Raw genomic sequence first — 24,240 nt, 5'->3', positions numbered from 1 at the left:
CAAGGCATTTTAAGATAAGCTTAATTTAATGAGTGTTTATACGTGGTGGTGTTCAGGAGTGATTCAGTACAGGTGCCAGTTCGTCAAACGAACTGGCACCTGTTGAGAGCTTATGCGGCGATATCGGGTGAGCTTTCTTCTTCAATTTTGAGTCGCCAGCCGGTTACGGCTTCCCAGTACTGCTGCTCTTTTTCCAGATCGAGCAGCACCAGCGCATTCTGGCTAAACCAGTCATGCGGGAAGCGTAAGGTCCAGTGGTTGTCGTCGGTAATCAGGGTCAGGGTTGGTGGTGTGGTGGTCGCCTGACGCTGATTATTCAGCAGCACGCCCAGGCGCAACAGCTGAATTAACGGCAGAAATTGTTTTTTCTTGAACAGCGTAAATCGGGGCAAGTCGTCCAGTTTCACCGCTTTACGATGATAGCGAACCAGGGTTGCCATCATCAGCTGTTGTTCCTGATTGAAGCCCGGCAAATCGCTGTTTTGCAGAATATATGCAGAGTGGCGATGTAAACCGCTGTGATTGATGTTCAGCCCAACCTCATGCAGCATCGCCGCCCAGCGCAGTAACGCTTCCAGTTGGGGATTCGCCAGCTTTGGCTGCTGCGTATGCCACTGGTCGTACATTTGCATTGTTGTTTCCAGCACGCGCCGGGCCTGTTCGCTGTCGATGTTGTACTGATTCGCCAGACTGCTGGCGGTACGGCTGCGAACGTCCTGGTGGCGAAAACGTCCTTCCATCTCGTACAGTACGCCTTCACGTAGTGCACCATCAGAAAGGCGAAGTTCGCGGATAGCCAACGCGTCAAAAACGCCGCACAGAATCGCGAGTCCGGGTACAAACACCGCTTTTCGTTCTTCTGACAGCCCCGGTAAGCTGAGCGCATCGAATGATGCGTGCTTCAGCACTTCGGATGTCAGCTTGTTCAGACGTTCGGGGGTGATAAAACCGTCTTTTTCACCCATCTCCAGCAGCACTTCGTGTGCCGCTTTAATGGTGCCCGATGCGCCAAGCGCAACGTTCCAGCCCTGAATGCGAAACTGCCAGGTTAGGGTTTCGAGCTTTTGCGCTGCTGCCATGCGGGCACGCTGGAAGTTTTCACGGCTGATCGCGCCGCCCGGGAAATACATCTGAGCAAAACTGACGCAGCCCATACGGCGGCTTTCGACCAGTTTAGGCTCGAAATCCTCGCCGATCACTAATTCGGTTGAGCCGCCGCCAATATCGATAACCAGCTTGCGACCTTTTTCCGGCTGAGTGTGTTCCACGCCCATAAAGATCAGTCGGGCTTCTTCGTTGCCGGAAATAATCTCAATCGGGTAGGGGATGACTTTTTCCGCTCGCTTGAGAAAATCAGTCGCATTCAGTGCCTGACGTAAAGTATGGGTTCCCACGATGCATACGCTTGATGGAGGAAAACCCTGCAGACGTTCGGCGAACAGTGATAAACAGCTTAGCCCGCGCTCCATTGCCTCTTCGCTCAGCTTGTTATCTTCGCCGAGGCCATCCGCCAGATGTACGCGTTGTTTCAGTCGCCCAATAATTTGCATTGCGCCATCAACCACGCGGGCAATGACCATATGGAAACTGTTTGAACCAAGGTCGACCGCAGCAAATTCCTGCGGCCGTGGAGTCTTGTCGTGTATTGGCATATCTTTAGTCAGGTTGCTCGAGTGATTTGATGTAGTCGTAAATCGCCAATTGTGACTGAACCTTACGGCGGTTTCCGCGCGGTACGTAGCGATTACTCAGTTCTTTATCAATAAAGCGGGCTTTCACCGTGTCGCTGAACAGGATATCGATAATATCCAGCACGCGTTGCTTAAGGCGCGGGTCAAGAAGCGGTGTGGCAACTTCGATACGATAGTCGATGTTTCGTGTCATCCAGTCAGCAGAGGAGAGATACACCTGCTTATCGCCCCCATTCTCGAAGATGTAAACCCGGTCATGTTCAAGATAGCGGTCAACGATGCTGATAACGCGAATGTTGTCGCTAATGCCTTCCAGATTCGGGATGAGCGAGCACATTCCGCGGATCAACAAATTGACCGGTACGCCTGAGCTTGAGGCCGCATAGAGGCGGTCAACCAGACCTTTATCGACCAGGTTATTCAGTTTTAGCGTAATGCCGGAAGGCTGTCCTTGTTGCGCGTTGGCGATTTCTTTGTCGATCATCGCGTACAGCAGACGTCGCGAGTTCTGCGGGGAAACCAGCAGATAATCGAACGTCACCGGGCGATACGGGTTCTCGATGAAGTTAAACACCCGACGCACTTCGTTGGTAATGCGCGAATCGGCGGTCAGCAACGAGTAGTCGGTATACAGGCGCGCCGTTTTTTCGTTGAAGTTCCCCGTCCCGATATGCGCATAGCGCACGACTTCATCACCTTCTTTGCGTGAGATAAGGAACAGTTTGGCGTGAATTTTCAGGCCAGGCGCGGAGAAGATGACGTGAACGCCTGCTTCGGTCAGACGCTTGGCCCAATGGATGTTGGCTTCTTCATCGAAGCGGGCCTGCAATTCCACCACCACGGTGACTTTCTTACCATTGTGCGCGGCATGGATCATTGAATCTATGATGCGTGAATCTTTTGCCACACGGTAGATGTTGATCTTTATTGCCAGCACGCTCGGGTCGAAAGAGGCCTGACGCAACAGTTCAAGAACGTGTTCAAAGGTGTGATAGGGGTAATACAGCAGCACGTCGCGTTCACGAACGGCGTCAAAGCCGTTACGAAACTTCTCGTTGTCGAACCAGATATGGCGTAGACGCGGCAGCGGTTTGTTCACCAGGTTAGCTTTGCCAACATTGGGGAAGTTAATAAAGTCTTTGAAGTTATGGTAACGCCCGCCGGGAACAATCGAGTCGTAGCGAGAAATCGTCAGTTTTTCACGCAGTACTTCGACCAGCGCATTGGGCATGTCACGCTGATAGACAAAGCGTACAGGTTCTGCGGTCAGACGCTGTTTCAGGCTGGATGACATCAGCTCCATCAGGCTCGATTCCATCTCGTGCACCAAATCGTATTCGGCGTCACGGGTCATTTTCATCGAATAGGCGTTCAGTGCGTCGTAGTCAAAGAACCCTTTGAAAATGTCGTCAAGGCAGTAACGTAAGATGTTGTCCAGAAGGATCATCGGTTTGCGACGGCGCGGGGTTTCCGGCGGCAGATTCACAAAACGGGGCACCTTGTCGGAAGGGATTTCCAGCAGCGCGTAGCGGATCGTATCACCACGGATAATTTCTACCGCCAGATAGGTGTAGTCATCTTTCAAAAACTGAACTAAATCCGTCTCGCGGTTAATCAGGATCGGCGTGATGTGCTGGCGAAGATATTGCTTGAAGTAATGACGCAACCAGCTCTGCTGGTTGACCGACAACTGGCGTTCGTTGATTAAGAAAATCTGATTACGCGCCATTTCCAACAGCAACTCGTTGTACAGACCGTCAAATTCCTGATCGGCTTTTAATACGCGGGCCTGGATTTTGCCTAACAAATGGCGGGAGTGAGAGTTTGAACCCTGTTCTTCGCTAATAATGATTCGGCGCTTCAGTTCGGCAAAACGAACCTTATAAAACTCGTCGAGGTTATTGGAATAGATGCCTAAGAAACGCATCCGTTCGATCAACGGGTTTGACTTATCAGCAGCTTCCTGGAGTACACGTTCGTTGAACGCTAACCAGCTGAGTTCTTTCTCGATGTATAGCTTTTCCTGACCCATTACCACTTTTACTCCGTTTCATTCACGGGACACTACCGATTTATTATGGCGAGCATTGCTCTCAGATGTCCAACTGTGCCAGAAAAATATGACAATAAACCGTCTGATAGCAAAGAGAAAGGGGGAGCGTAGATGAATACCGGTGGTATTAACCGGAAAAGGTAGTTATGCCTGTAGACCGGATGGTGAGATCCGGCTTACAGGTTGAATTTTATTATTCGTCGGCGGCGTAGCCTTGTGGCGGCAGACGAACGCCGTCCAGCCATGCAGCGTTATCACGCATCTTCAGGCGACCATCGGTAAACCAGCTTACCACCAGTGGGTAAATGGTATGTTCCTGAGCCTGGACTCGTGCCGTGACATCATCTTCGCTGTCGCCTTCAAATACCGGAACCTTGGCCTGGAGAATAACCGGTCCGCCGTCCAGTTCATCGGTGACGAAGTGGACGGAGGTGCCATGCTCTTCATCGCCGTTTTCCAGAACCTGACGGTGCGTATGCAGGCCGGGATACTTCGGCAATAAAGACGGGTGGATATTCAGCAATCGCTCAGAATAGTGAGCGACAAACGCCGGACTGAGGATGCGCATATAACCGGCCAACACCACGACATCGGGCGCATAGGCGTCAATCTCTTGAATCAGTTGGCGGTCGAATGCTTCGCGACTGGCAAACTGGGCTGCTTCCAGCGAGTGTGCCGGAATATTCGCTTCGCGTGCGCGCTCAAGGCCGAACGCATCGGCCTTGTTACTGAATACTGCACGTATGGTGCCATTGATTTTTTTCTGTTCGCAGGCGTCGATTATCGCCTGCAAATTGCTTCCGTTGCCGGAAATGAGCACCACAATGTTTTTCATTCAATGACCACACGCTGTTCGGAATCAGATGCTTTGATGATACCGATTTTCCATGCGTTTTCACCTTTCTCATTGAGCAAAGCAAGGGCTTTGTCCACTTCCGGAGCTGGCAGGGCGATAACCATACCTACACCGCAGTTAAAGGTGCGATACATCTCATGCTGGCTGACGTTACCCGCCGTTTGCAGCCAGTTGAAGACGGCTGGCCACTGCCATGAAGATTCGTCGATTACTGCCTGCGTGTTGTCTGGCAGAACGCGTGGAATATTTTCCCAGAAGCCGCCGCCGGTCAGGTGAGCAATAGCGTGCACATCAACCTTCTCGATCAGTTCCAGAATCGATTTCACGTAAATGCGGGTAGGGGCCAGTAAGTGATCGGCCAGCGGCTTGCCTTCAAGCTCGGTGGTTTCTGGGTCACAACCGCTGACTTCTACAATTTTACGTACCAGAGAGTAGCCGTTGGAGTGCGGTCCGCTGGAGCCGAGCGCAATCAGTACGTCGCCGTCAACCACTTTTGAACCGTCGATAATCTCTGATTTTTCGACGACGCCAACGCAGAAACCTGCCACGTCGTAATCTTCGCCGTGGTACATCCCCGGCATTTCAGCTGTTTCCCCACCGACCAGCGCGCAGCCAGACTGCAGGCAGCCTTCGGCAATCCCGTTAATGACGCTGGCTGCGGTGTCCACATCCAGTTTGCCGGTTGCATAGTAGTCGAGGAAGAACAGCGGCTCAGCGCCCTGAACCACGAGGTCGTTGACGCACATTGCGACGAGGTCAATGCCGATAGTGTCGTGGCGTTTCAGATCCATCGCCAGACGCAGTTTTGTACCAACGCCATCAGTGCCGGAAACCAGTACCGGTTCGCGATATTTTTGCGGCAATGCGCACAGCGCACCGAAGCCACCCAGACCACCCATAACTTCCGGACGACGCGTTTTCTTTACTACGCCTTTGATTCGATCAACCAGAGCATTACCTGCATCAATATCAACACCGGCATCTTTGTAGCTAAGAGAGGTTTTATCGGTCACTGCCTGCTTCCCCACATGTTTACTTGCAGTAAAAGTTAAATTCGGCGCAATTCTAACAGGGAAAGCAAACGTTTGCGAGCCTGCTCTGCATCAAGTTTTATCTGCTGATTTTTTCAGCATTTTACAATCATTTATCTATTTGTTTGAGCTGTGCCACGAAAATGAAACCGGGTACAGTCTTGTGCTTGAATCCTGTTAGCCGAATGCACAGTATCGTACTGAAACCGGTTTCTGTTTTCTGTTGCAAACCTCATCAACAGCGTTTTGCGCAGAGTCATCACGATAGGGGAAGGGTATGTCAGGATTTAAAGCAGATTTCATGTGGGGTGGTGCCGTAGCAGCTCATCAACTGGAAGGTGGCTGGCAGGAGGGCGGAAAAGGCATTAGCGTTGCCGATGTCATGACCGCGGGAGCGCATGGTGTGACGCGTGAAATTACCGATGGTGTGATTGCCGGTAAAAATTACCCTAACCACGAGGCCATCGATTTTTATCATCGCTATAAAGACGACATAAAGCTGTTTGCCGAAATGGGTTTTAAATGTTTTCGCACATCTATTGCCTGGACGCGTATTTTCCCCTTAGGTGATGAAGAACAACCCAATGAGGCTGGCCTACAGTTCTATGATGACCTGTTTGATGAATGCCTGAAATATGGCATTGAACCGGTGATTACGCTGTCGCATTTTGAGATGCCTTACCATCTGGTGACGGAGTACGGCGGCTGGCGCAACCGCAAGCTTATCGATTTCTTTGTCCGTTTTGCCAGGGTGGTATTCACCCGTTACCAGCACAAAGTGAAGTACTGGATGACGTTTAATGAGATTAACAACCAGGCAAATTATCACGAAGATTTCGCGCCCTTTACTAACTCGGGGCTGAAATACCAACCCGGCGAAGACCGCGAGCCGGTCATGTACCAGGCGGCGCACTATGAGCTGGTGGCAAGCGCGCTGGCGGTAAAGGTCGCGCGTGAGATTAACCCGGAATTACAGATAGGGTGCATGATTGCCATGTGTCCTATCTATCCGCTGACCTGCGCGCCAGACGATATGATGATGGCGATGAATGCCATGCACCGACGTTACTGGTTTACCGACGTCCATGTGCGCGGCAAATACCCGCAGCATCTTCTCAACTACTTTGCCCGTCGTGGCTTTGAACTGGTTATCACCGAGGAAGACCGTCAGGCGCTTACCGAGGGCTGCGTTGATTACATCGGCTTTAGCTATTATATGTCTTTCGCGACCCAGGCAACGGCGGACAACCCACAACTGGATTACGACGAGTCGAAAAGCCTGGTTTCCAACCCGTACGTGCAGAAATCGGACTGGGGCTGGCAGATTGATCCGGTTGGCCTGCGTTATTCACTGAACTGGTTCTGGGATCATTATCAGCTGCCACTATTTATTGTGGAGAATGGATTTGGCGCCATTGATGTGCGCGAGGACGATGGTACAGTTAACGACCAGTACCGTATCGACTACCTTGCCGCCCACATACGTGAGATGAAAAAAGCGGTGGTGGAGGATGGTGTGGATCTGATGGGATATACCCCGTGGGGCTGCATTGATTTAGTCTCTGCCGGGACAGGGGAGATGAAAAAACGCTATGGGTTTATCTATGTCGATAAAAATAATGACGGTAGCGGGACATTAACTCGCTCACCTAAAAAATCTTTTTCATGGTATCAGAACGTCATCCAGACCAATGCTGAATATCTTTAAAATTCAGAGTGTTGACAGCTAGCCCCGCCATCGGTGCGGGGCTTGTTTTATACTCATTATCCAGACGTAAATGACTTTGGTTGATCCATATCAAGCGTATGCAGTGTTGCGCCAGAGACGAAAAGCGGTATAATCCGGCGATTTTTTTTGTGGTTGCCACTCGTCTGAGGAAAGGAGAAGAGTATGAAGATCGTGGAAGTCAAACACCCACTCGTCAAACACAAGCTGGGATTGATGCGTGAAAACGACATCAGCACTAAACGCTTTCGTGAACTCGCCTCGGAAGTTGGCAGTCTGCTGACTTATGAAGCAACCGCTGGTCTGGAAACCGAAAAGGTGACCATTGAAGGCTGGAACGGCCCAGTTGAAGTTGACCAAATCAAAGGAAAAAAAATCACTGTTGTGCCAATCCTGCGTGCGGGCCTGGGCATGATGGAAGGCGTTCTGGAAAACGTTCCTAGCGCGCGTATCAGCGTGGTCGGTATGTACCGTAACGAAGAGACGCTGGAGCCGGTTCCGTACTTCCAAAAGCTGGTTTCTAACATCGATGAGCGTATGGCGCTGATCGTTGACCCAATGCTGGCAACCGGCGGCTCTGTTATCGCCACCATCGACCTGCTGAAAAATGCGGGCTGCACCAGCATTAAAGTGCTGGTCCTGGTTGCTGCACCGGAAGGTATCGCGGCACTGGAAAAAGCGCACCCGGATGTGGAGTTGTACACCGCCTCCATCGATCAGGGACTGAATGAGCACGGATACATCATTCCGGGGCTCGGCGATGCCGGCGATAAGATTTTTGGTACTAAGTAAACGAATAAGTGAAAAGAAGCCGACTTTAAGAGTCGGCTTTTTTTTGAATAAAACAACCCAATGGCTAATAACAAACAACACTCAGAGGAAAACACTATGACGCGCCGTGCTATCGGGGTGAGTGAAAGACCGCCGCTTTTACAGACAATCCCGCTTAGTTTGCAGCACCTGTTCGCCATGTTTGGCGCAACGGTACTGGTGCCAGTCCTGTTCCACATCAACCCGGCTACCGTTCTGCTGTTTAACGGCATAGGTACGTTGCTGTACCTCTTTATTTGTAAAGGTAAGATCCCTGCGTATCTGGGTTCCAGCTTTGCCTTTATTTCCCCGGTGCTGTTACTGCTGCCGTTAGGGTATGAAGTGGCGCTGGGCGGTTTCATTATGTGTGGCGTCCTGTTCTGCCTGGTTTCTTTCATTGTTAAGAAAGCCGGTACCGGCTGGCTGGATGTGATGTTCCCGCCTGCGGCGATGGGCGCAATCGTTGCCGTCATCGGTCTGGAGCTGGCTGGCGTTGCTGCGGGTATGGCGGGGTTACTGCCTGCTGAAGGGCAATTGCCGGATTCGAAAACCATCATCATCTCGATGGTGACGCTGGCGGTAACGGTCTTTGGTTCCGTACTGTTCCGCGGTTTTATGGCGATTATCCCGATTTTGATCGGGGTGTTGGCCGGTTATGCGCTCTCCTTCGTGATGGGCGTTGTGGACACTACGCCGATTGCGCAGGCCCACTGGTTTGCACTGCCGACGTTCTACACGCCGCGTTTTGAGTGGGTTGCCATTCTGACCATCCTGCCAGCGGCGCTGGTGGTCATCGCCGAACACGTTGGACACCTGGTGGTGACGGCGAATATCGTGAAAAAAGATTTGATTCGCGATCCTGGCCTGCATCGTTCGATGTTTGCCAACGGTCTGTCTACGGTGATTTCTGGTTTCTTCGGCTCTACGCCGAACACCACGTACGGCGAAAACATCGGCGTAATGGCGATTACCCGCGTTTACAGTACCTGGGTTATCGGCGGCGCGGCAATTTTCGCCATTCTGCTCTCCTGCGTGGGTAAACTGGCGGCAGCGATCCAAATCATTCCACTGCCGGTTATGGGTGGCGTATCGCTGCTGCTGTACGGCGTGATTGGCGCTTCTGGTATTCGCGTACTGATCGAGTCAAAGGTTGACTATAACAAGGCGCAGAACCTGATCCTGACGTCGGTTATTTTGATCATCGGCGTGAGTGGTGCGAAAGTTCACATCGGTGCCGCAGAGCTGAAAGGCATGGCGTTGGCGACCATCGTTGGTGTCTGCCTGAGCCTGATTTTCAAAGTGATCAGCCTGCTGCGCCCTGAAGAAGTGGTACTCGACGCGGAAGATGCAGACAGTCCGCAACAGTAAATCTCTGACCGGGCGGCAGCGCTGCCCGGTTCTATCGCGACGTATTTCTGTGTTAAACTCAACGCGATTCTATGAAATCCTGGGTTGAGGTATCTCTGAACACACCGGCACAGCTCTCTTTGCCACTTTATCTTCCTGACGACGAAACTTTCGCAAGTTTCTGGCCGGGGGATAACTCCTCTTTACTGGCTGCACTGCAAAACGTGCTGCGTCAGGAACATAGCGGGTATATTTATCTCTGGTCGCGTGAAGGCGCTGGCCGTAGTCATTTGCTGCATGCAGCCTGTGCGGAACTGTCCGCGCGCGGCGATGCGGTAGGCTACGTGCCGCTCGACAAACGCACCTGGTTCGTCCCCGAGGTGCTCGACGGGATGGAGCATTTATCGCTGGTATGCATCGATAACATCGAATGTGTGGCCGGTGATTCGCTGTGGGAAATGGCGATCTTTGATCTCTACAACCGTATCCTGGAGTCGGGGAAAACGCGCCTGCTGATCACCGGCGATCGTCCACCAAGACAGCTGAATCTGGGGTTGCCGGATCTCGCCTCGCGTCTGGACTGGGGGCAAATCTACAAGCTGCAACCGCTTTCCGATGAAGATAAGCTGCAGGCGTTGCAATTACGCGCCAGACTTCGTGGATTTGAACTTCCGGAAGATGTGGGACGTTTTCTGCTAAAGCGTCTGGATCGAGAAATGCGTACGCTGTTTATGACGTTGGATCAGCTTGATCATGCTTCGATCACCGCCCAGCGTAAGCTGACTATTCCGTTCGTAAAAGAAATTCTGAAGCTGTAAGCGCCGCAGCCGAGAAGACTGCGGCAGGTTGCAGGTTAACCGACGATTTCCAGTACCTGCTCAGGCGGGCGTCCAATTCGAGCCTGACCTTTGGCAACCACGATCGGGCGCTCCATCAGTTTCGGGTTTTCTACCATTGCCTGAATCAGCGCATCTTCACTCAGATTTTTGTCCGCCAGGTTAAGCGATTTATAGAGATCCTCTTTCTGGCGCATCAGTTCACGCGCGCTGGACATGCCGAGCATTTGCAGCAGTTCACGCAGGGTTGCTGCATCAGCCGGCGTTTCCAGATACAACACCACTTCCGGGTTCACGCCGTTGGACTTCAGCAATTCCAGCGTTTCACGGCTCTTGGAGCAGCGTGGGTTATGGTAGATTTTAATCGCGTCTGACATGACTTCTCCTTGCATAACAATACTGCCGGATGGTGGCCAAAAGACCTTATCCGGCCTACATATCGCGTCTGACGTAGGCCGGATAAGACGCTACAGCGTCGCCATCCGGCAAGGGTTCGATAATTACATCTTCGTGTACGGCTTAAAGCGTTCTTGCAGCTGGCGTAGCTGGTCGATACGGGCATCGTATCTGGCCTGCTGCTGGCTACCCAGTTTCACCTGAGAGCTTGCGCTGCTGAGCATCGAAATCGCCTGATCCAGACGTCCGGCGAGGGCATACCCCTCCGCGCGCGCCGCCAGCTCCTGATCGCGGTTGCTCAGGTTAGCTTCCGTTTGCGCTAACAGATCCCAGCCGTTAGGGTCGTCTTTATGGTTAAACGTATAGCGATTCAGGATAGTTGCCGCTTCTTTGGCTTGTCCGCCCTGTAAATAGGCATTCGCCAGGTTGAGCTGCAACACCGGGTTGGTTCGCAGGTCGCGAGCGTTTTTCAGGCGGTTAATGGCATCACTGGTTTTCTTCTGGCCGAGATCGATATCCGTTGCCAGGTCGAGATACCAGGCATTGTTCGCGTCTGCTGCCAGCAGCGGTTGCAGCGCTTTACGCGCCTCGTCATATTTGCTGGCTTCCATCGCCTGCAATGCCCGGCCATACTGCGCCGCACGTTGCTCACGTACGTTGCCTTTCGACCAGCTACTCAGCAGGTCATCGGTCAACTGGTTTCGACCAGAGTTGTACATGCCTAAGGTTCGCGCCTTAGCCAGATAAAAATCTTCTGACGACTGGACGACCACCGGGCGCATCTGGTTGGCGCGGTTACGGGCATCAGACAGACGGCTTTCCGGCAGGGGGTGAGTCAGCAAAATTTCCGGCGGACGCGAAGAGTAACGAGCCTGGTCGAGTAGTTTTTCCAGGAACGTTGGCATGGCCTGGGGATCGAATCCCGAGCGTTGCAACACCTGAATACCGATGCGGTCAGCTTCCTGTTCATTTTGCTGCGTAAAGCTAATCATCCCCTGACGTGTCCCCGCCAGCGTACCGGTCAGCGCCGCCATACCCGCCTGCGGGCTGGCCATCGCCAATAAAATTGAACCTAACGCACCGACCCACGTTAGCGGTGCACTGCGTTTCTGATCTTCCATGGCACGCGCCAGGTGACGTTGCGTGACGTGGGAAATTTCGTGCGCCATAACCGATGCCAGCTGGCTTTCGTTGTCGGAATAGCGAAATAGTGCGGAGTGCAGGACAACGTTGCCGCCAAAGAAAGCAAAGGCGTTGATTTCATCGTTGTTAATCAAAAAGAATGTGAAGGGCGTTTTTACCGAGTCGGCGTGCGAGACCAGACGCATCCCCAGGGCATTAATGTATTGGGTGAGCAATGGATCGTTAATTAATGGCGCACTGCCGCGCAGTTGGCGTACGTAATAATCGCCCATCTGCATTTCCTGTCCTATGGAAAGCGTACTGCCTGCCGACGTTCCCATATCAGGCAGGGTGTCCGCAGTATCAGCAAATGCGGGCGCAACCTGACCGATAGTCAGTGCGGCAATGAGGGTAGCAACCAGGTTTTTTTTCAACTGCCTGAACATAACCTCTGTCCTGTATTCTTTTTTGAGATAGCCATTTGACCAATGCTGTGAAGTATCGTTCACACTCCGCAAGCTTACGGAGTGTAACTGCGAAACCTGACGATGAACACCCAGGAAAAATGTCTTTTCACTTTGCGTAATCAGCCATAAAAAGCGAAGTCTTTTTTGTGACATTTCGATACAATTCGGGATCGCAATCCCGCTATTGGGTTCATGGAAGGGTTTTATGCTCGAAATGTTGATGCAATGGTATCGTCGCCGCTTTAGCGACCCCGAAGCCATCGCCCTGCTGATTATTCTTGTTGCCGGTTTTGGCATCCTGTTTTTCTTTAGCGGCCTTCTGGCGCCGCTGCTAGTCGCCATTGTGTTGGCGTACCTGCTTGAATGGCCGACAGTGCGGCTGGAGCATATTGGTTGTTCACGGCGTTGGGCGACATCGATTGTGCTGGTGGTGTTTGTCGGTATTTTGCTGCTGATGGCCTTTGTGGTGATGCCCGTTGCGTGGCAGCAGGGAATTTACCTGATCCGCGACATGCCCGGCATGCTCAATAAATTGTCTGATTTTGCCGCCACCTTGCCACGACGTTATCCGGCGCTGATGGATGCGGGCATCATTGATGCGATGGCGGAAAATATGCGCTCGCGAATGCTCACCATGGGCGATTCGGTGGTGAAATATTCGTTAGCCTCACTGGTTGGATTGCTGACCCTGGCGGTCTATCTGGTTCTCGTCCCATTGATGGTGTTCTTCCTGATCAAAGATAAAGGACAGATGCTGAACGCCGTGCGCCGGGTGCTGCCGCGTAACCGCGGGCTGGCGGGGCAGGTTTGGAAAGAGATGAACCAGCAAATCACCAACTATATCCGCGGAAAGGTGCTGGAAATGGTGGTGGTCGGCGTAGCGACCTGGCTCGGCTTCCTGCTGTTTGGTCTCAACTATTCGCTGCTGCTGGCGGTGCTGGTAGGGTTCTCTGTGCTGATCCCGTATATCGGTGCTTTCGTGGTCACTATTCCGGTGGTTGGCGTGGCGCTGTTCCAGTTCGGGCTTGGCACCGAATTCTGGAGCTGTTTTGCCGTGTACCTGATAATCCAGGCGCTGGACGGCAATCTGCTGGTTCCCGTGCTGTTCTCCGAGGCGGTCAATCTGCATCCACTGGTGATTATTCTTTCCGTGGTGATTTTCGGCGGTCTGTGGGGGTTCTGGGGCGTATTCTTTGCGATTCCTCTGGCGACGTTAATCAAAGCGGTAATGCATGCCTGGCCGGATGGTCAGGTCGTTGACGAACCCTAATCTACAGGTTCCGGCGATGCAATGTCGCCGGAACTGAACTTGTCTGACCTCTATCCACACTTTCTGAATAATCTCTTCTGCTGTCGTTTTTCTCCGCATTTGTCTTTAACTTGACCTGCGTGATGTCTTTCTGTCACGCAAGGAATAAGGCCAACAGGAGAACAAAATGGGTCACAACACACACACGCAGCAAAGGGTGGGATGGGGCGGTTATCTCGCTTTTTTTATTACGATTATCCTTTTTTCCGGCATGTTTGCGAAAAGTACCGAATGGTGGCGGGTCTTTGACTTCACCGTCCTCAACGGCGCGTTTGGGCAGATTAATGCGGCGGGCGACACGGCGGTCTCTTTTCGCGGCTCTGGGGGGATGGGGGCAAAAGACGGCTTCTTATTCGCGCTTGAGCTGGCACCTTCCGTCATTCTTTCACTCGGGATCATTTCCGTCACCGAAGGGTTGGGTGGTTTGCGTGCAGCACAACAACTGATGACGCCCGTCCTGCGCCCGTTACTCGGTATTCCGGGGATTTGTTCGCTGGCGCTGATTGCGAATTTACAAAATACCGATGCCGCGGCAGGGATGACTAAAGAAATGGCGGAAGAGGGCATTATCACCAAACAGGAACGTGCCATTTTTGCCTGCTGGCAAACCAGCGGCAGTGCGTGCATTACCAACTATTTTTCCTCTGGCGCCGCGCTGTTTACGATGGTTACCGTTCCGGTGATTACGCCGCTGGCGGTGATCCTTGTCTTCAAATTTGTGGGTGCGAATCTGCTGCGTTTGTGGATTGCGCAGTTGGAAAATCGCCGTATGCAGCAGGAGGCCTGAGATGACAACGCAGGTACGTAAAAACGTCATGGATATGTTTATCGATGGCGCACGACGCGGGTTTACCATTGCAACAACCAGTCTGTTGCCTAACGTGGTAATGGCGTTTGTGATTATTCAGGCGCTGAAGGTGACAGGGCTGCTCGAGGTTGTCGGGCGAGTATGCGAGCCGGTAATGGCGCTGTGGGGTCTACCGGGGGAATCTGCCACTGTGCTGCTGGCAGCGGTGATGAGTATGGGAGGCGGAGTCGGCGTGTGCGCCAGCCTGGTTGTCGCCGGTACGCTTTCTGGACATGATGCCACGGTGTTGTTACCGGCTATCTACCTGATGGGCAATCCGGTGCAAAATGTGGGCCGTTGTCTGGGGACCGCGGGAGTTCATCCTCGTTATTACCCGCTAATTATTGCGGTATGCGTCATTAATGCGCTGCTCTCTATTTGGGTTATGCAGGTTATTGCCTGACAAGGAAGATTATGAACTGTTCAATTCTTGATTTGACGTTGTTCCAGCAGGGACACGTGTACGCGCCGGATGATTTAGGACGACAGGATATACTGGTCTCCGGCAGCAAAATTGTTGCCATCGCCCCGTCAATTTCTCCTGAAGACTTTCCCGGTTGCGAGTGTATCAATCTTGACGGTGCGATTGTGTGCCCAGGATTTATCGATCAGCACGTCCATCTTATTGGCGGCGGCGGGGAAGCGGGGCCACATACCCGCACGCCGGAAGTGCGCTTGTCACGCCTTGTTGAAGCTGGCGTAACTTCGGTGGTGGGTTTGCTGGGTACCGATGGCATCACCCGTCACCCGGAATCGCTGCTGGCGAAAACCCGCGCGCTGGAGTTTGAAGGCATCAGCGCATGGATGCTGACCGGGGCGTATTCTCTGCCTTCCCCGACGATCACCGGCAGTATCGATCGCGATGTGGCGCTGATTGATAAAGTTATTGGCGTGAAATGTGCGGTTTCGGACCATCGTTCCTCAGCCCCGGATACCCCGGCGCTGGCAAATATGGCGGCGCAGTCGCGCGTCGGCGGATTGTTAGGGCGTAAGCCGGGGATCAGTGTCTTCCATATGGGCGACAGCCCGCGCATGCTGGAACCGTTGTACCAGATCCTCGACTGCTGTGATGTGCCGATTACTAAACTGTTGCCGACACACGTTAACCGTGCGGAACCGTTGTTCCAGGCAGCGCTGGAGTACGCGCGTAAAGGTGGTTACATCGATATTACCAGCAGCATTGATGAACCTGTCGCCCCGGCCACGGCTATCGCTACGGCGCTGCGCCAGAACGTGCCGCTGTCGCGCATTACCCTTAGCTCGGATGGCAACGGCAGCCAGCCGGAATTGGATGAGTACGGTAATCTTACTGGCATCGGTGTCGCAGGGTTTGAATCACTGGCGGAAACGGTGCGCCAGTTGGTGAAGGTTCATGCCATACCGCTGGAACAGGCGCTGTGTCCGCTGACGCGTACGGTCGCAGAATTTTTGGCACTTGAGCATAAAGGACGTCTGGCAGTGGGATGCGATGCGGACATTCTGGTGCTCAACGACGCGCTGGAAGTTCATCACCTGTGGGCGAAGGGAAAAGCCGTAGTCAGAGAGAAAAAAGCCTGCGTTAAAGGGACGTTTGAATAAACGACGTTGACGCCGGATGGCGACGCTAAAGCGTCTTATCCGGCCTACGTGCGTGCATTTGTAGGCCGGATAAGGCGTTCACGCCGCCATCCGGCATTTCACGGTCAGGCGTTTTCCTGCACCCATTTCAGCACGATGTCGTGGTGGTTGCTGGTTTTGAAGTCATCAAACACATGCTCAATTTTCCCTTCGGCATCAATCAGGAAGCTAATGCGGTGGATGCCATCGTAGGTTTTGCCCATAAATGACTTCTCACCCCAGACGCCGAACTGCTCGCAAACCTGATGATCTTCATCGGACAGGAGCGTGAAATTCAGGACTTCTTTCTCCGCGAATCGGGAAAGCTTCTCTGGTTTGTCGGTGCTGATCCCCAACACTTCAACACCCGCTTTTTTTAACTCATCCATGTTATCGCGCAGGCCGCAGGCCTGTACGGTACAGCCGGGTGTCATGGCTTTCGGGTAAAAATAAACCAGAACACGCTGTCCCTGGAAGTCGGTTAAATTTACTTGTTCTCCGTCTTGATCCGGCAAGCTAAATTTCGGTGCGATATCACCGGCTTTCAGTGGGTTCATTACTTAACTCCATCCTGTTCATCATGCTGTGAGTAATTGACGACGTTAATACTGCCTTGCGCATTGAGTTCTGTACAGAGTGCTTTAAACGCATCTTCAATATTTGCCGAATCATGTGACGCAGGACTATGTGCGGTAATTTGAATAAACAACTGTGCCGTCTTTCCATTCTCAGCCGGTTGCGTGCGTGAAACCAGTTCCGCGATATTCATTTGGTGGCTGTCAAACAGAGCGGTGAAGCGTTCAATCAAATGGGGAGAATCAGGGACATCGACCTGCACCCATACCGTAGCTGGCATCGCCGGACGGGGGCGCGCGGTCGTGCGCTTCATCACAATGAGTAAATCCAGCTCCGCACCTTTCAATGGCAGGGTTGATTCAATCAGGGTGATGGCATTCCAGGTGCCCGACAGCAACATGATAAACGTGAACTCATCACCCAGCATGGCCAGTCGGCTGTCTTCGATATTACAGCCGCAACTGCTGACATGACGCGTGATGGTGTTCACAATTCCTGGGCGATCGGCACCCAGCGCAGTAATGACCAGATAGTGTTGCGATGACGATGTCAAACCTGTTCTTCCTTTGAGCGGTGAGGTAATCATAAGGAAAGCATAAAAAAAACATGCATACAACAATCAGAACGGCTCTGGTCGCTTGCTTTTATTGTCGTACCAAACGTACCATTGAGACACTTGTTTGCACAGAGGATGGCCCATGTTCACGGGAAGTATTGTCGCGCTTATTACGCCGATGGATGAGAAAGGTAAAGTCTGCCGGTCGAGCCTGAAAAAACTGATTGATTATCATGTCGCCAGCGGCACCTCGGCGATCGTTTCTGTTGGCACCACCGGTGAGTCCGCCACCCTGAGTCATGATGAACATGGCGATGTGGTGATGATGACGCTGGAGCTGGCTGACGGGCGTATTCCGGTTATTGCCGGAACCGGCGCCAATGCGACCGCGGAAGCTATTAGTCTGACTCAGCGTTTCAACGACAGCGGTGTTGTCGGCTGCCTGACGGTGACGCCTTACTACAACCGCCCAACCCAGGAAGGTTTGTTCCAGCATTTCAAAGCCATCGCTGAACATACTGACCTGCCGCAAATTCTGTATAATGTGCCGTCCCGTACTGGCTGCGATATGCTGCCGGAAACCGTTGGTCGTCTGGCGAAAGTTAAAAATATTATCGCTATTAAAGAGGCCACGGGGAACTTAAGTCGCGTTCACCAGATCAAAGAGCTGGTTTCGGACGACTTTATTCTGCTCAGCGGTGATGACGCGACCGGACTGGATTTTATGCAGCTCGGTGGTCATGGCGTGATTTCCGTAACGTCTAACGTTGCGGCACGTGATATGGCTGAAATGTGCAAACTGGCGGCAGCCGGGCAATTTGCCGAGGCGCGGGTGATTAACCAGCGTCTGATGCCGTTACACAACAAACTATTTGTCGAACCCAATCCTATTCCCGTGAAATGGGCGTGTAAGGAGTTGGGACTTGTGGCGACCGATACGCTACGTCTGCCGATGACGCCAATCACGGACAATGCTCGTGAAATCGTCAAAGCGGCGCTTAAGCATGCCGGTTTGCTGTAAAGTTTAGGGAGATTTGATGGCTTACTCAGTACAAAAGTCGCGCCTGGCCAAGGTTGCGGGTGTTTCGCTTGTTATGTTGCTCGCGGCCTGTAGCTCTGACTCGCGCTATAAGCGCCAGGTGAGCGGTGATGAATCCTATCTGGAGGCCGCACCGCTTGCTGAGCTTCATGCTCCAGCTGGGATGATTTTGCCGGTTATGTCGGGCGATTATAATATCCCGGTAACCAACGGCAGTGGTGCCGTGGGTAAAGCGCTGGATATTCGTCCACCGGCTCAGCCGTTAGCATTAGTCACCGGTGCTCGCACACAGATCGCGGGTGATACGTCGACATTACTGGTGGAAAACGGTCGTGGCAACACACTGTGGCCACAGGTCGTTAGCGTCATTCAGTCTAAAAACTACACGATCACCAAACGTGATGATGCCAGCCAGACGCTGACCACCGACTGGGTCGACTGGAACCGCATGGATGAAGACGAGCAGTACCGTGGACGTTATCAAATCTCGGTTAAACCGCAGGGCTATCAGCAAGCGGTAACGGTGAAACTGGTTAACCTCGAGCAGGCGGGTAAACCCGTAGCCGATGCGGCATCAATGCAGCGCTACAGCGCTGAGATGATGAACGTTATCTCTGCTGGTCTGGATAAGAACGCCACCGACGCCGCGAATGCCGCGCAGAACCGCTCTGCAGCCACCATGGATGTTCAGAGCGCCGCCGATGACACCGGTTTACCAATGCTGGTGGTACGCGGGCCGTTCAACGTGGTGTGGCAGCGTCTGCCAGCAGCGCTTGAGAAAGTGGGGATGAAGGTAACCGACAGCACCCGTTCTCAGGGCAGCATCGCCGTGACCTACAAACCACTGTCTGATAGCAACTGGCAGGAGCTGGGCGCAAGTGACCCGGGTCTGGTATCCGGCGACTATAAATTGCAGGTCGGTGATTTAGACAACCGCAGTAGCTTGCAGTTTATTGATCCGAAGGGGCATACCCTGACGCAAAGCCAGAACGACGCGCTGGTCGCCGTCTTCCAGGCAGCGTTCAGTAAGTAAAAATAAAGGGCTGGATAACTCCAGCCCTTTTTTTCTGATATGATACGCAAACGTGTGCGTCGGCAGAAAAACGCAATATTTATCGTTAATTCACACCCAGGAGTAATAAAGATGCAAAAGCAAGCTGAGTTGTATCGTGGTAAAGCGAAGACCGTATACAGCACGGAAAACCCGGACCTGTTGGTGCTCGAATTCCGCAATGATACGTCAGCAGGGGATGGCGCGCGCATTGAACAGTTTGACCGTAAAGGCATGGTGAACAACAAATTCAACCATTTCATTATGACTAAACTGCAAGAAGCGGGTATTCCTACCCAGATGGAGCGACTGCTTTCTGATACCGAATGTCTGGTGAAAAAACTGGAGATGGTACCGGTTGAATGTGTGGTACGTAACCGCGCGGCAGGCTCTCTGGTTAAGCGTTTAGGCGTTGAGGAAGGTATTGAACTGAATCCGCCGCTGTTTGATCTGTTCCTGAAAAACGATGCTATGCACGATCCAATGATTAACGATTCCTATTGCGAAACTTTTGGTTGGGTGAGCAAAGAGAATCTGGCACGTATGAAAGAGCTGACCTACAAAGCTAACGACGTGCTGAAAAAGATGTTTGATGATGCTGGTCTGATTCTGGTCGACTTCAAACTTGAGTTTGGTTTGTATAAAGGTGAAGTGGTCCTGGGTGATGAATTCTCACCGGACGGTAGCCGCCTGTGGGACAAAGAAACGCTGGATAAAATGGACAAAGATCGCTTCCGCCAGAGTCTGGGCGGCCTGATCGAAGCCTATGAAGCCGTCGCGCATCGCCTGGGTGTGAAGTTAGACTAATCTTCCCCTGAGCCGGCGATCGCTCTCCGGCTCATTAACCCCACCTGATTTGATTACTATTTCTTATGGTAATCCTGTTCCGAACCGCCTACGATCATCATAATGAAGAAAAAGTTGAGGTGATTATGCGCTGGCAAGGGCGTCGTGAAAGTGACAACGTGGAAGACAGACGAAACAGCTCTGGCGGCGGCCCCTCTATGGGGGGGCCTGGTTTTCGTCTGCCCAGTGGCAAAGGCGGCATCATCCTGCTGATTGTGGTGCTGGTGGCGGGTTATTATGGCGTGGATCTCACGGGATTAATGACCGGCCAGCCTGTCTCCCAACAGCAATCATCACGCTCCATCAGCCCAAGCGATGATGAAGCGGCAAAATTTACCTCGGTGATTCTGGCTACAACAGAAGATACCTGGGGACAGCAGTTTGAAAAAATGGGCCGCACCTACCAACAGCCGAAGCTGGTGATGTACCGGGGCGCGACGCGTACCGGCTGCGGTGCGGGTCAGTCTGTGATGGGGCCGTTTTATTGCCCGGCAGATGGTACGGTATATATCGACCTTTCATTCTATGATGACATGAAAAACAAGCTGGGCGCTGATGGTGATTTTGCTCAGGGCTATGTAATCGCCCATGAAGTGGGTCACCATGTGCAGAAACTGCTGGGTATTGAACCGAAAGTTCGCCAGATGCAGCAAAATGCCTCACAGGCAGAAGTGAACCGTCTTTCTGTTCGAATGGAACTGCAGGCAGACTGCTTTGCCGGAGTCTGGGGCCACAGTATGCAGCAGCAGGGCGTGCTGGAGTCTGGTGACCTGGAAGAGGCACTGAACGCCGCACAGGCCATTGGTGACGATCGTCTGCAACAGCAGGGACAAGGACGCGTCGTACCGGACAGCTTTACTCACGGAACCTCTGAACAGCGTTTTACCTGGTTCAAACGCGGTTTTGATAGCGGCGATCCGGGGCAATGTAATACTTTTGGTAAAGGTATTTAAGATACAGAGGCAGGGATGTCCGATAACACGGCGCTGAGCGCGTTAACCGAACAAATGACCCGCGAAGGGATCCGTCGTCTGCTGATTATCAGCGGCGAGGATAACTGGTGTCAGGAACAGGCATTAGCGCTACGCAGCACGTTACTCGGTGACTGGCTGTGGGTAGGGGAGCAAGCCCCTACCGAGCCGTGCTGTACGCCGCAGGCGCTACAAACATTATTAGGGCGCGAGTTTCGTCATGCGATTTTTGACGCCAGGCATGGTTTTGATGCTGCGGCATTTGCCGCCTTAAGCGGAACGCTGATTGCCGGCAGTTGGCTGATTTTGCTGACCCCACCCTGGCATTCCTGGCACACGCATCCGGACGCGGATTCACTACGCTGGAGTGATTGTGCTGAACCTATCCCTACACCGCACTTTGTTGAACACATCAAACGGGTGATTTCCCGCGATAGACAGGCTCTGCACTGGCAGCAGCATCAGCCGGTTTCCTGTCCGCACTTTCCTGCTCGCGCAGCCTGGCACGCGGCAACCGGCGAACCCCAACCAGAACAGGCGATGATATTAAATCATTTGCTGGCTATGACTCCCGGTGTGGTTGCGGTGACGGCCGCGCGGGGTCGGGGCAAATCTGCTCTGGCAGGGCAACTCATTGCGCGGATTAACGGCACTGCGATTGTGACAGCGCCTGCCAAAACGGCAACGGATGTGCTGGCGCAATTTGCCGGGGAGCGTTACCGCTTTATGGCCCCGGATGCGCTGTTAAGCAGTTCTGCAACCGCAGACTGGCTGATTGTGGATGAAGCCGCCGCGATCCCCGCGCCGCTGCTGCACCAACTGGTGGCGCGTTTTCCTCGTACGCTGTTAACCACTACAGTACAAGGCTACGAGGGAACGGGGAGAGGCTTCTTGCTGAAATTCTGTACCCGCTTCCCCAATCTTCAACGCTATGAGTTGCAACAACCCGTGCGCTGGGCGCAGGGGTGTCCGCTGGAGCAAATCGTCAGCGATGCGCTGGTGTTTGATGATGAAACGTTCACACATGCCCCATTGGGGGAGCTTCACTTTTCGGCATTTGAGCAACAGTCCTGGCATGCTAACCCGGCGCTGCCGTTAGCGGTATATCAGCTGCTTTCCGGAGCGCATTATCGCACCTCGCCATTGGACCTGCGGCGAATGATGGACGCGCCTGGACAGCATTTTCTTCAGGCATCAACCGCTGGCTCGGTGGCGGGAGCCGTCTGGCTGGTCGATGAAGGGGGACTATCCGCAGAATTAAGCCAGGCAGTCTGGGCCGGATATCGCCGACCAAGGGGCAATCTGGTTGCACAGTCGCTGGCGGCGCACGGTGGTGACCCGTTGGCAGCGACGCTCGTCGGGAGACGGGTCAGTCGAATTGCGGTTCATCCTGCGCGCCAAAGAGAAGGTATTGGGCAACAGCTGATTATGCTGGCCCACCGCTATTCCACATCGTGTGACTATCTGTCGGTAAGCTTTGGGTATACGGCTGAACTATGGCGTTTCTGGCAGCGCTGCGGTTTTGTGCTGGTGCGAATGGGAAATCATAGGGAAGCCAGCAGCGGCTGTTATACCGCCATGGCGTTGCTTCCCATCAGTGAAGCGGGGAAACGCCTTGCCGAGCAGGAGCACCAGCATTTGCGCCGTGATGCGGAAATCCTTGCGCGATGGAACGATGAGAGCATTCCGCTGGTCCCGCTGAAAGAGACTACGCTTAATGAAGATGACTGGGCTGAGCTGGCTGGGTTTGCCTTCGCGCATCGGCCATTATTGACGTCGCTAGGCTGTCTGAGTCGTCTGCTTGAGCACAGTGAGTTACCTCTTCCGGCATTACGCGGACGCATACAGGCTAAACGTAGCGATGCCGAACTATGCCAACAGCTGAAAATTTCTGGTCGTAAAGCGTTGCTGGTCATTCAGCGCGCCGAAGCGGCGCAGGCATTAAATCAGCTGGATGCCGAGCGTGAACAGCGGCTACATAATCGCATTATGCAATGGCAATTTTTTCACTAATTTCTTCAATTTCCTGGCATGGTCATTGCGGTTAAGCGGCGTAGAATGAATCTCATCAGTTAAGGAGATCGCCATGAAACATGACCATTTTGTTGTTCAAAGTCCCGATAAACCCGCTCAACAGCTACTGCTGCTGTTTCATGGCGTCGGCGATAACCCGGTTGCCATGGGTGAAATTGGCTCCTGGTTTGCGCCGCTGTTTCCTGATGCGCTAATCGTTAGCATTGGCGGGGCAGAGCCTTACGGTACGACGTCCGGACGTCAGTGGTTTTCGGTGCAGGGCGTAACTGAAGAGAATCGTCAGGAACGTGTTGACGCCATTATGCCGGTGTTTATCGAAACCGTGCGCTACTGGCAGAAACAAAGCGGTGTTTCACCGCAGGCAACCGCGCTGATTGGTTTTTCTCAGGGTTCGATTATGTCGCTTGAGAGCATCAAAGCTGAGCCGGGACTGGCGTCGCGGGTTATCGCCTTCAATGGCCGCTATGCCACCTTGCCAGAGGCTGCAACCACCGCGACGACGGTGCATTTGATTCACGGTGGAGAAGACCGGGTCATTGAGTTATCTCATGCCGTTGCCGCGCAGGAAGCGTTAATTCGCGCCGGTGGGGATGTGACGCTGGATATCGTCGAAAATCTGGGGCATGCCATTGATGAACGCAGCATGCAGTTTGCGCTCGATCATCTGCGTTTTACCGTACCGAAGCACTACTTTGATGAAGCGTTGGGCGGCGGTACGCCCAACGATGATGATGTGATTGCCATGATCTGATTGATCACCGTAGGCTGGATAAAACGCGAAGCGTTGCCATCCGGCACGTAATGCCCGGTGGCGCTAACGCTTACCGGGCCTACGGGACTTATCGGCCTACAAATTATTTCTTCGGCTGATCTTTATTCGGCCAATCGTCGTCGTCATCCCATTTATCGTTAAAGTCACGATGCGGGGGAAGCTCCGGCTTATTGGCAAGAAATTTCTTGTGATCGACGCGCTTGAGATCTTTAATCACGTTCAGCAGTACGCCTACCAGAAACACCAACACCAGAATCCACCAGTACTTTGCCAGCCAGTCCATGCACATTTCCTCTTACAGGAACACT

General features: G+C 53.0%; 23 protein-coding genes. 14 read left to right on the top strand and 9 right to left on the bottom strand.

The window, feature by feature from the left end; genetic code table 11:
- Nucleotides 1-110 precede the first annotated feature (110 nt).
- The 4 genes from ppx to purM form a co-directional block, all read right to left on the bottom strand.
- The gene (ppx, locus tag BZK41_RS19140; RefSeq protein ID WP_079939179.1) at nt 111-1,652 is read right to left on the bottom strand and encodes an exopolyphosphatase; all 1,542 of its coding nucleotides are present in this window, start codon (nt 1,650-1,652) and stop codon (nt 111-113) included.
- Between the two features lie 4 nt (nt 1,653-1,656).
- A complete protein-coding gene (gene ppk1, locus BZK41_RS19135; RefSeq protein WP_003835119.1) occupies nt 1,657-3,723 on the bottom strand; it encodes a polyphosphate kinase 1 in 2,067 nt (688 codons plus the stop codon).
- 214 nt (nt 3,724-3,937) lie between these two features.
- Nucleotides 3,938-4,579, bottom strand: coding sequence for a phosphoribosylglycinamide formyltransferase (gene purN, locus BZK41_RS19130; protein ID WP_075145831.1), 642 nt, complete (start codon nt 4,577-4,579; stop codon nt 3,938-3,940).
- On the bottom strand, nt 4,576-5,613 hold the full coding sequence (gene purM / locus BZK41_RS19125; RefSeq protein ID WP_079939178.1) for a phosphoribosylformylglycinamidine cyclo-ligase: 1,038 nt from the start codon (nt 5,611-5,613) through the stop codon (nt 4,576-4,578). The genes purN and purM overlap by 4 nt, the downstream gene beginning before the upstream one ends.
- A gap of 295 nt (nt 5,614-5,908) precedes the next feature.
- On the opposite strand from purM, the gene BZK41_RS19120 reads away from it, so the two are divergent.
- The 4 genes from BZK41_RS19120 to BZK41_RS19105 all read left to right on the top strand — a co-directional run bounded on the left by BZK41_RS19120 (nt 5,909) and on the right by BZK41_RS19105 (nt 10,332).
- Nucleotides 5,909-7,339, top strand: a complete 1,431-nt coding sequence (locus BZK41_RS19120; RefSeq protein ID WP_079939177.1) for a 6-phospho-beta-glucosidase — start codon at nt 5,909-5,911, stop codon at nt 7,337-7,339.
- Between the two features lie 183 nt (nt 7,340-7,522).
- Nucleotides 7,523-8,149 (top strand): uracil phosphoribosyltransferase, encoded by a 627-nt coding sequence (gene upp, locus BZK41_RS19115; protein WP_003835110.1) that lies wholly within the window; start codon nt 7,523-7,525, stop codon nt 8,147-8,149.
- Between the two features lie 96 nt (nt 8,150-8,245).
- Nucleotides 8,246-9,535 (top strand): uracil permease, encoded by a 1,290-nt coding sequence (gene uraA / locus BZK41_RS19110; RefSeq protein WP_016157119.1) that lies wholly within the window; start codon nt 8,246-8,248, stop codon nt 9,533-9,535.
- Between the two features lie 95 nt (nt 9,536-9,630).
- Nucleotides 9,631-10,332, top strand: coding sequence for a DnaA inactivator Hda (locus BZK41_RS19105; protein WP_211924219.1), 702 nt, complete (start codon nt 9,631-9,633; stop codon nt 10,330-10,332).
- 35 nt (nt 10,333-10,367) lie between these two features.
- Here the strand turns inward: BZK41_RS19105 and arsC are convergent, their stop codons facing one another.
- Together arsC and bepA are read right to left on the bottom strand one after the other, a co-directional pair.
- Nucleotides 10,368-10,727 (bottom strand): arsenate reductase (glutaredoxin), encoded by a 360-nt coding sequence (gene arsC, locus BZK41_RS19100; protein WP_079939176.1) that lies wholly within the window; start codon nt 10,725-10,727, stop codon nt 10,368-10,370.
- A 123-nt stretch (nt 10,728-10,850) separates the two neighbouring features.
- Nucleotides 10,851-12,314, bottom strand: a complete 1,464-nt coding sequence (gene bepA, locus BZK41_RS19095; RefSeq protein WP_079939175.1) for a beta-barrel assembly-enhancing protease — start codon at nt 12,312-12,314, stop codon at nt 10,851-10,853.
- A 226-nt stretch (nt 12,315-12,540) separates the two neighbouring features.
- Here bepA and BZK41_RS19090 point away from each other — a divergent pair, with 226 nt between their 5' ends.
- The 4 genes from BZK41_RS19090 to iadA all read left to right on the top strand — a co-directional run bounded on the left by BZK41_RS19090 (nt 12,541) and on the right by iadA (nt 16,069).
- The gene (locus BZK41_RS19090) at nt 12,541-13,605 is read left to right on the top strand and encodes an AI-2E family transporter (protein WP_003037941.1); all 1,065 of its coding nucleotides are present in this window, start codon (nt 12,541-12,543) and stop codon (nt 13,603-13,605) included.
- Between the two features lie 166 nt (nt 13,606-13,771).
- On the top strand, nt 13,772-14,431 hold the full coding sequence (locus BZK41_RS19085; RefSeq protein ID WP_079939174.1) for a nucleoside recognition domain-containing protein: 660 nt from the start codon (nt 13,772-13,774) through the stop codon (nt 14,429-14,431).
- Nucleotide 14,432: 1 nt separating this feature from the next.
- Nucleotides 14,433-14,894 (top strand): YjiG family protein, encoded by a 462-nt coding sequence (locus BZK41_RS19080; RefSeq protein ID WP_003835099.1) that lies wholly within the window; start codon nt 14,433-14,435, stop codon nt 14,892-14,894.
- 11 nt (nt 14,895-14,905) lie between these two features.
- Nucleotides 14,906-16,069: a beta-aspartyl-peptidase gene (iadA, locus tag BZK41_RS19075; RefSeq protein WP_079939173.1), complete on the top strand. Its 1,164-nt coding sequence runs from the start codon at nt 14,906-14,908 to the stop codon at nt 16,067-16,069.
- 104 nt (nt 16,070-16,173) lie between these two features.
- Here iadA and bcp read toward each other — a convergent pair whose 3' ends face one another.
- Nucleotides 16,174-16,644, bottom strand: coding sequence for a thioredoxin-dependent thiol peroxidase (gene bcp, locus BZK41_RS19070; RefSeq protein ID WP_079939172.1), 471 nt, complete (start codon nt 16,642-16,644; stop codon nt 16,174-16,176).
- Nucleotides 16,644-17,216: a glycine cleavage system transcriptional repressor gene (locus BZK41_RS19065; protein ID WP_216350684.1), complete on the bottom strand. Its 573-nt coding sequence runs from the start codon at nt 17,214-17,216 to the stop codon at nt 16,644-16,646. The genes bcp and BZK41_RS19065 overlap by 1 nt, the downstream gene beginning before the upstream one ends.
- Nucleotides 17,217-17,361: 145 nt before the next feature.
- On the opposite strand from BZK41_RS19065, the gene dapA reads away from it, so the two are divergent.
- The 6 genes from dapA (at nt 17,362) to ypfH (ending at nt 23,911) form a co-directional block, all read left to right on the top strand.
- Nucleotides 17,362-18,240 (top strand): 4-hydroxy-tetrahydrodipicolinate synthase, encoded by an 879-nt coding sequence (gene dapA, locus BZK41_RS19060; RefSeq protein WP_079939170.1) that lies wholly within the window; start codon nt 17,362-17,364, stop codon nt 18,238-18,240.
- Nucleotides 18,241-18,256: 16 nt separating this feature from the next.
- Nucleotides 18,257-19,291, top strand: coding sequence for an outer membrane protein assembly factor BamC (gene bamC, locus BZK41_RS19055; RefSeq protein ID WP_079939169.1), 1,035 nt, complete (start codon nt 18,257-18,259; stop codon nt 19,289-19,291).
- Nucleotides 19,292-19,402: 111 nt separating this feature from the next.
- Complete coding sequence (gene purC, locus BZK41_RS19050; protein ID WP_003835086.1) at nt 19,403-20,116, top strand: phosphoribosylaminoimidazolesuccinocarboxamide synthase; 714 nt, start codon at nt 19,403-19,405, stop codon at nt 20,114-20,116.
- A gap of 125 nt (nt 20,117-20,241) precedes the next feature.
- Nucleotides 20,242-21,108 (top strand): neutral zinc metallopeptidase, encoded by an 867-nt coding sequence (locus tag BZK41_RS19045; RefSeq protein WP_079939183.1) that lies wholly within the window; start codon nt 20,242-20,244, stop codon nt 21,106-21,108.
- A gap of 15 nt (nt 21,109-21,123) precedes the next feature.
- A complete protein-coding gene (locus BZK41_RS19040) occupies nt 21,124-23,139 on the top strand; it encodes a tRNA(Met) cytidine acetyltransferase TmcA (protein ID WP_079939168.1) in 2,016 nt (671 codons plus the stop codon).
- Nucleotides 23,140-23,212: 73 nt separating this feature from the next.
- The gene (gene ypfH, locus BZK41_RS19035) at nt 23,213-23,911 is read left to right on the top strand and encodes an esterase (protein WP_079939167.1); all 699 of its coding nucleotides are present in this window, start codon (nt 23,213-23,215) and stop codon (nt 23,909-23,911) included.
- 103 nt (nt 23,912-24,014) lie between these two features.
- On the opposite strand, the gene BZK41_RS19030 is transcribed toward ypfH, so the two are convergent.
- The gene (locus BZK41_RS19030) at nt 24,015-24,215 is read right to left on the bottom strand and encodes a YpfN family protein (protein WP_003835080.1); all 201 of its coding nucleotides are present in this window, start codon (nt 24,213-24,215) and stop codon (nt 24,015-24,017) included.
- Between the last annotated feature and the right edge of the window lie 25 nt (nt 24,216-24,240).

It is taken from the genome of Citrobacter sp. A316 (genome assembly GCF_002042945.1).
GTDB lineage: Bacteria > Pseudomonadota > Gammaproteobacteria > Enterobacterales > Enterobacteriaceae > Citrobacter > Citrobacter portucalensis.
Note: the sequence above shows the minus strand (reverse complement) of the source record. Positions and strands in the feature narration are given on the sequence as shown.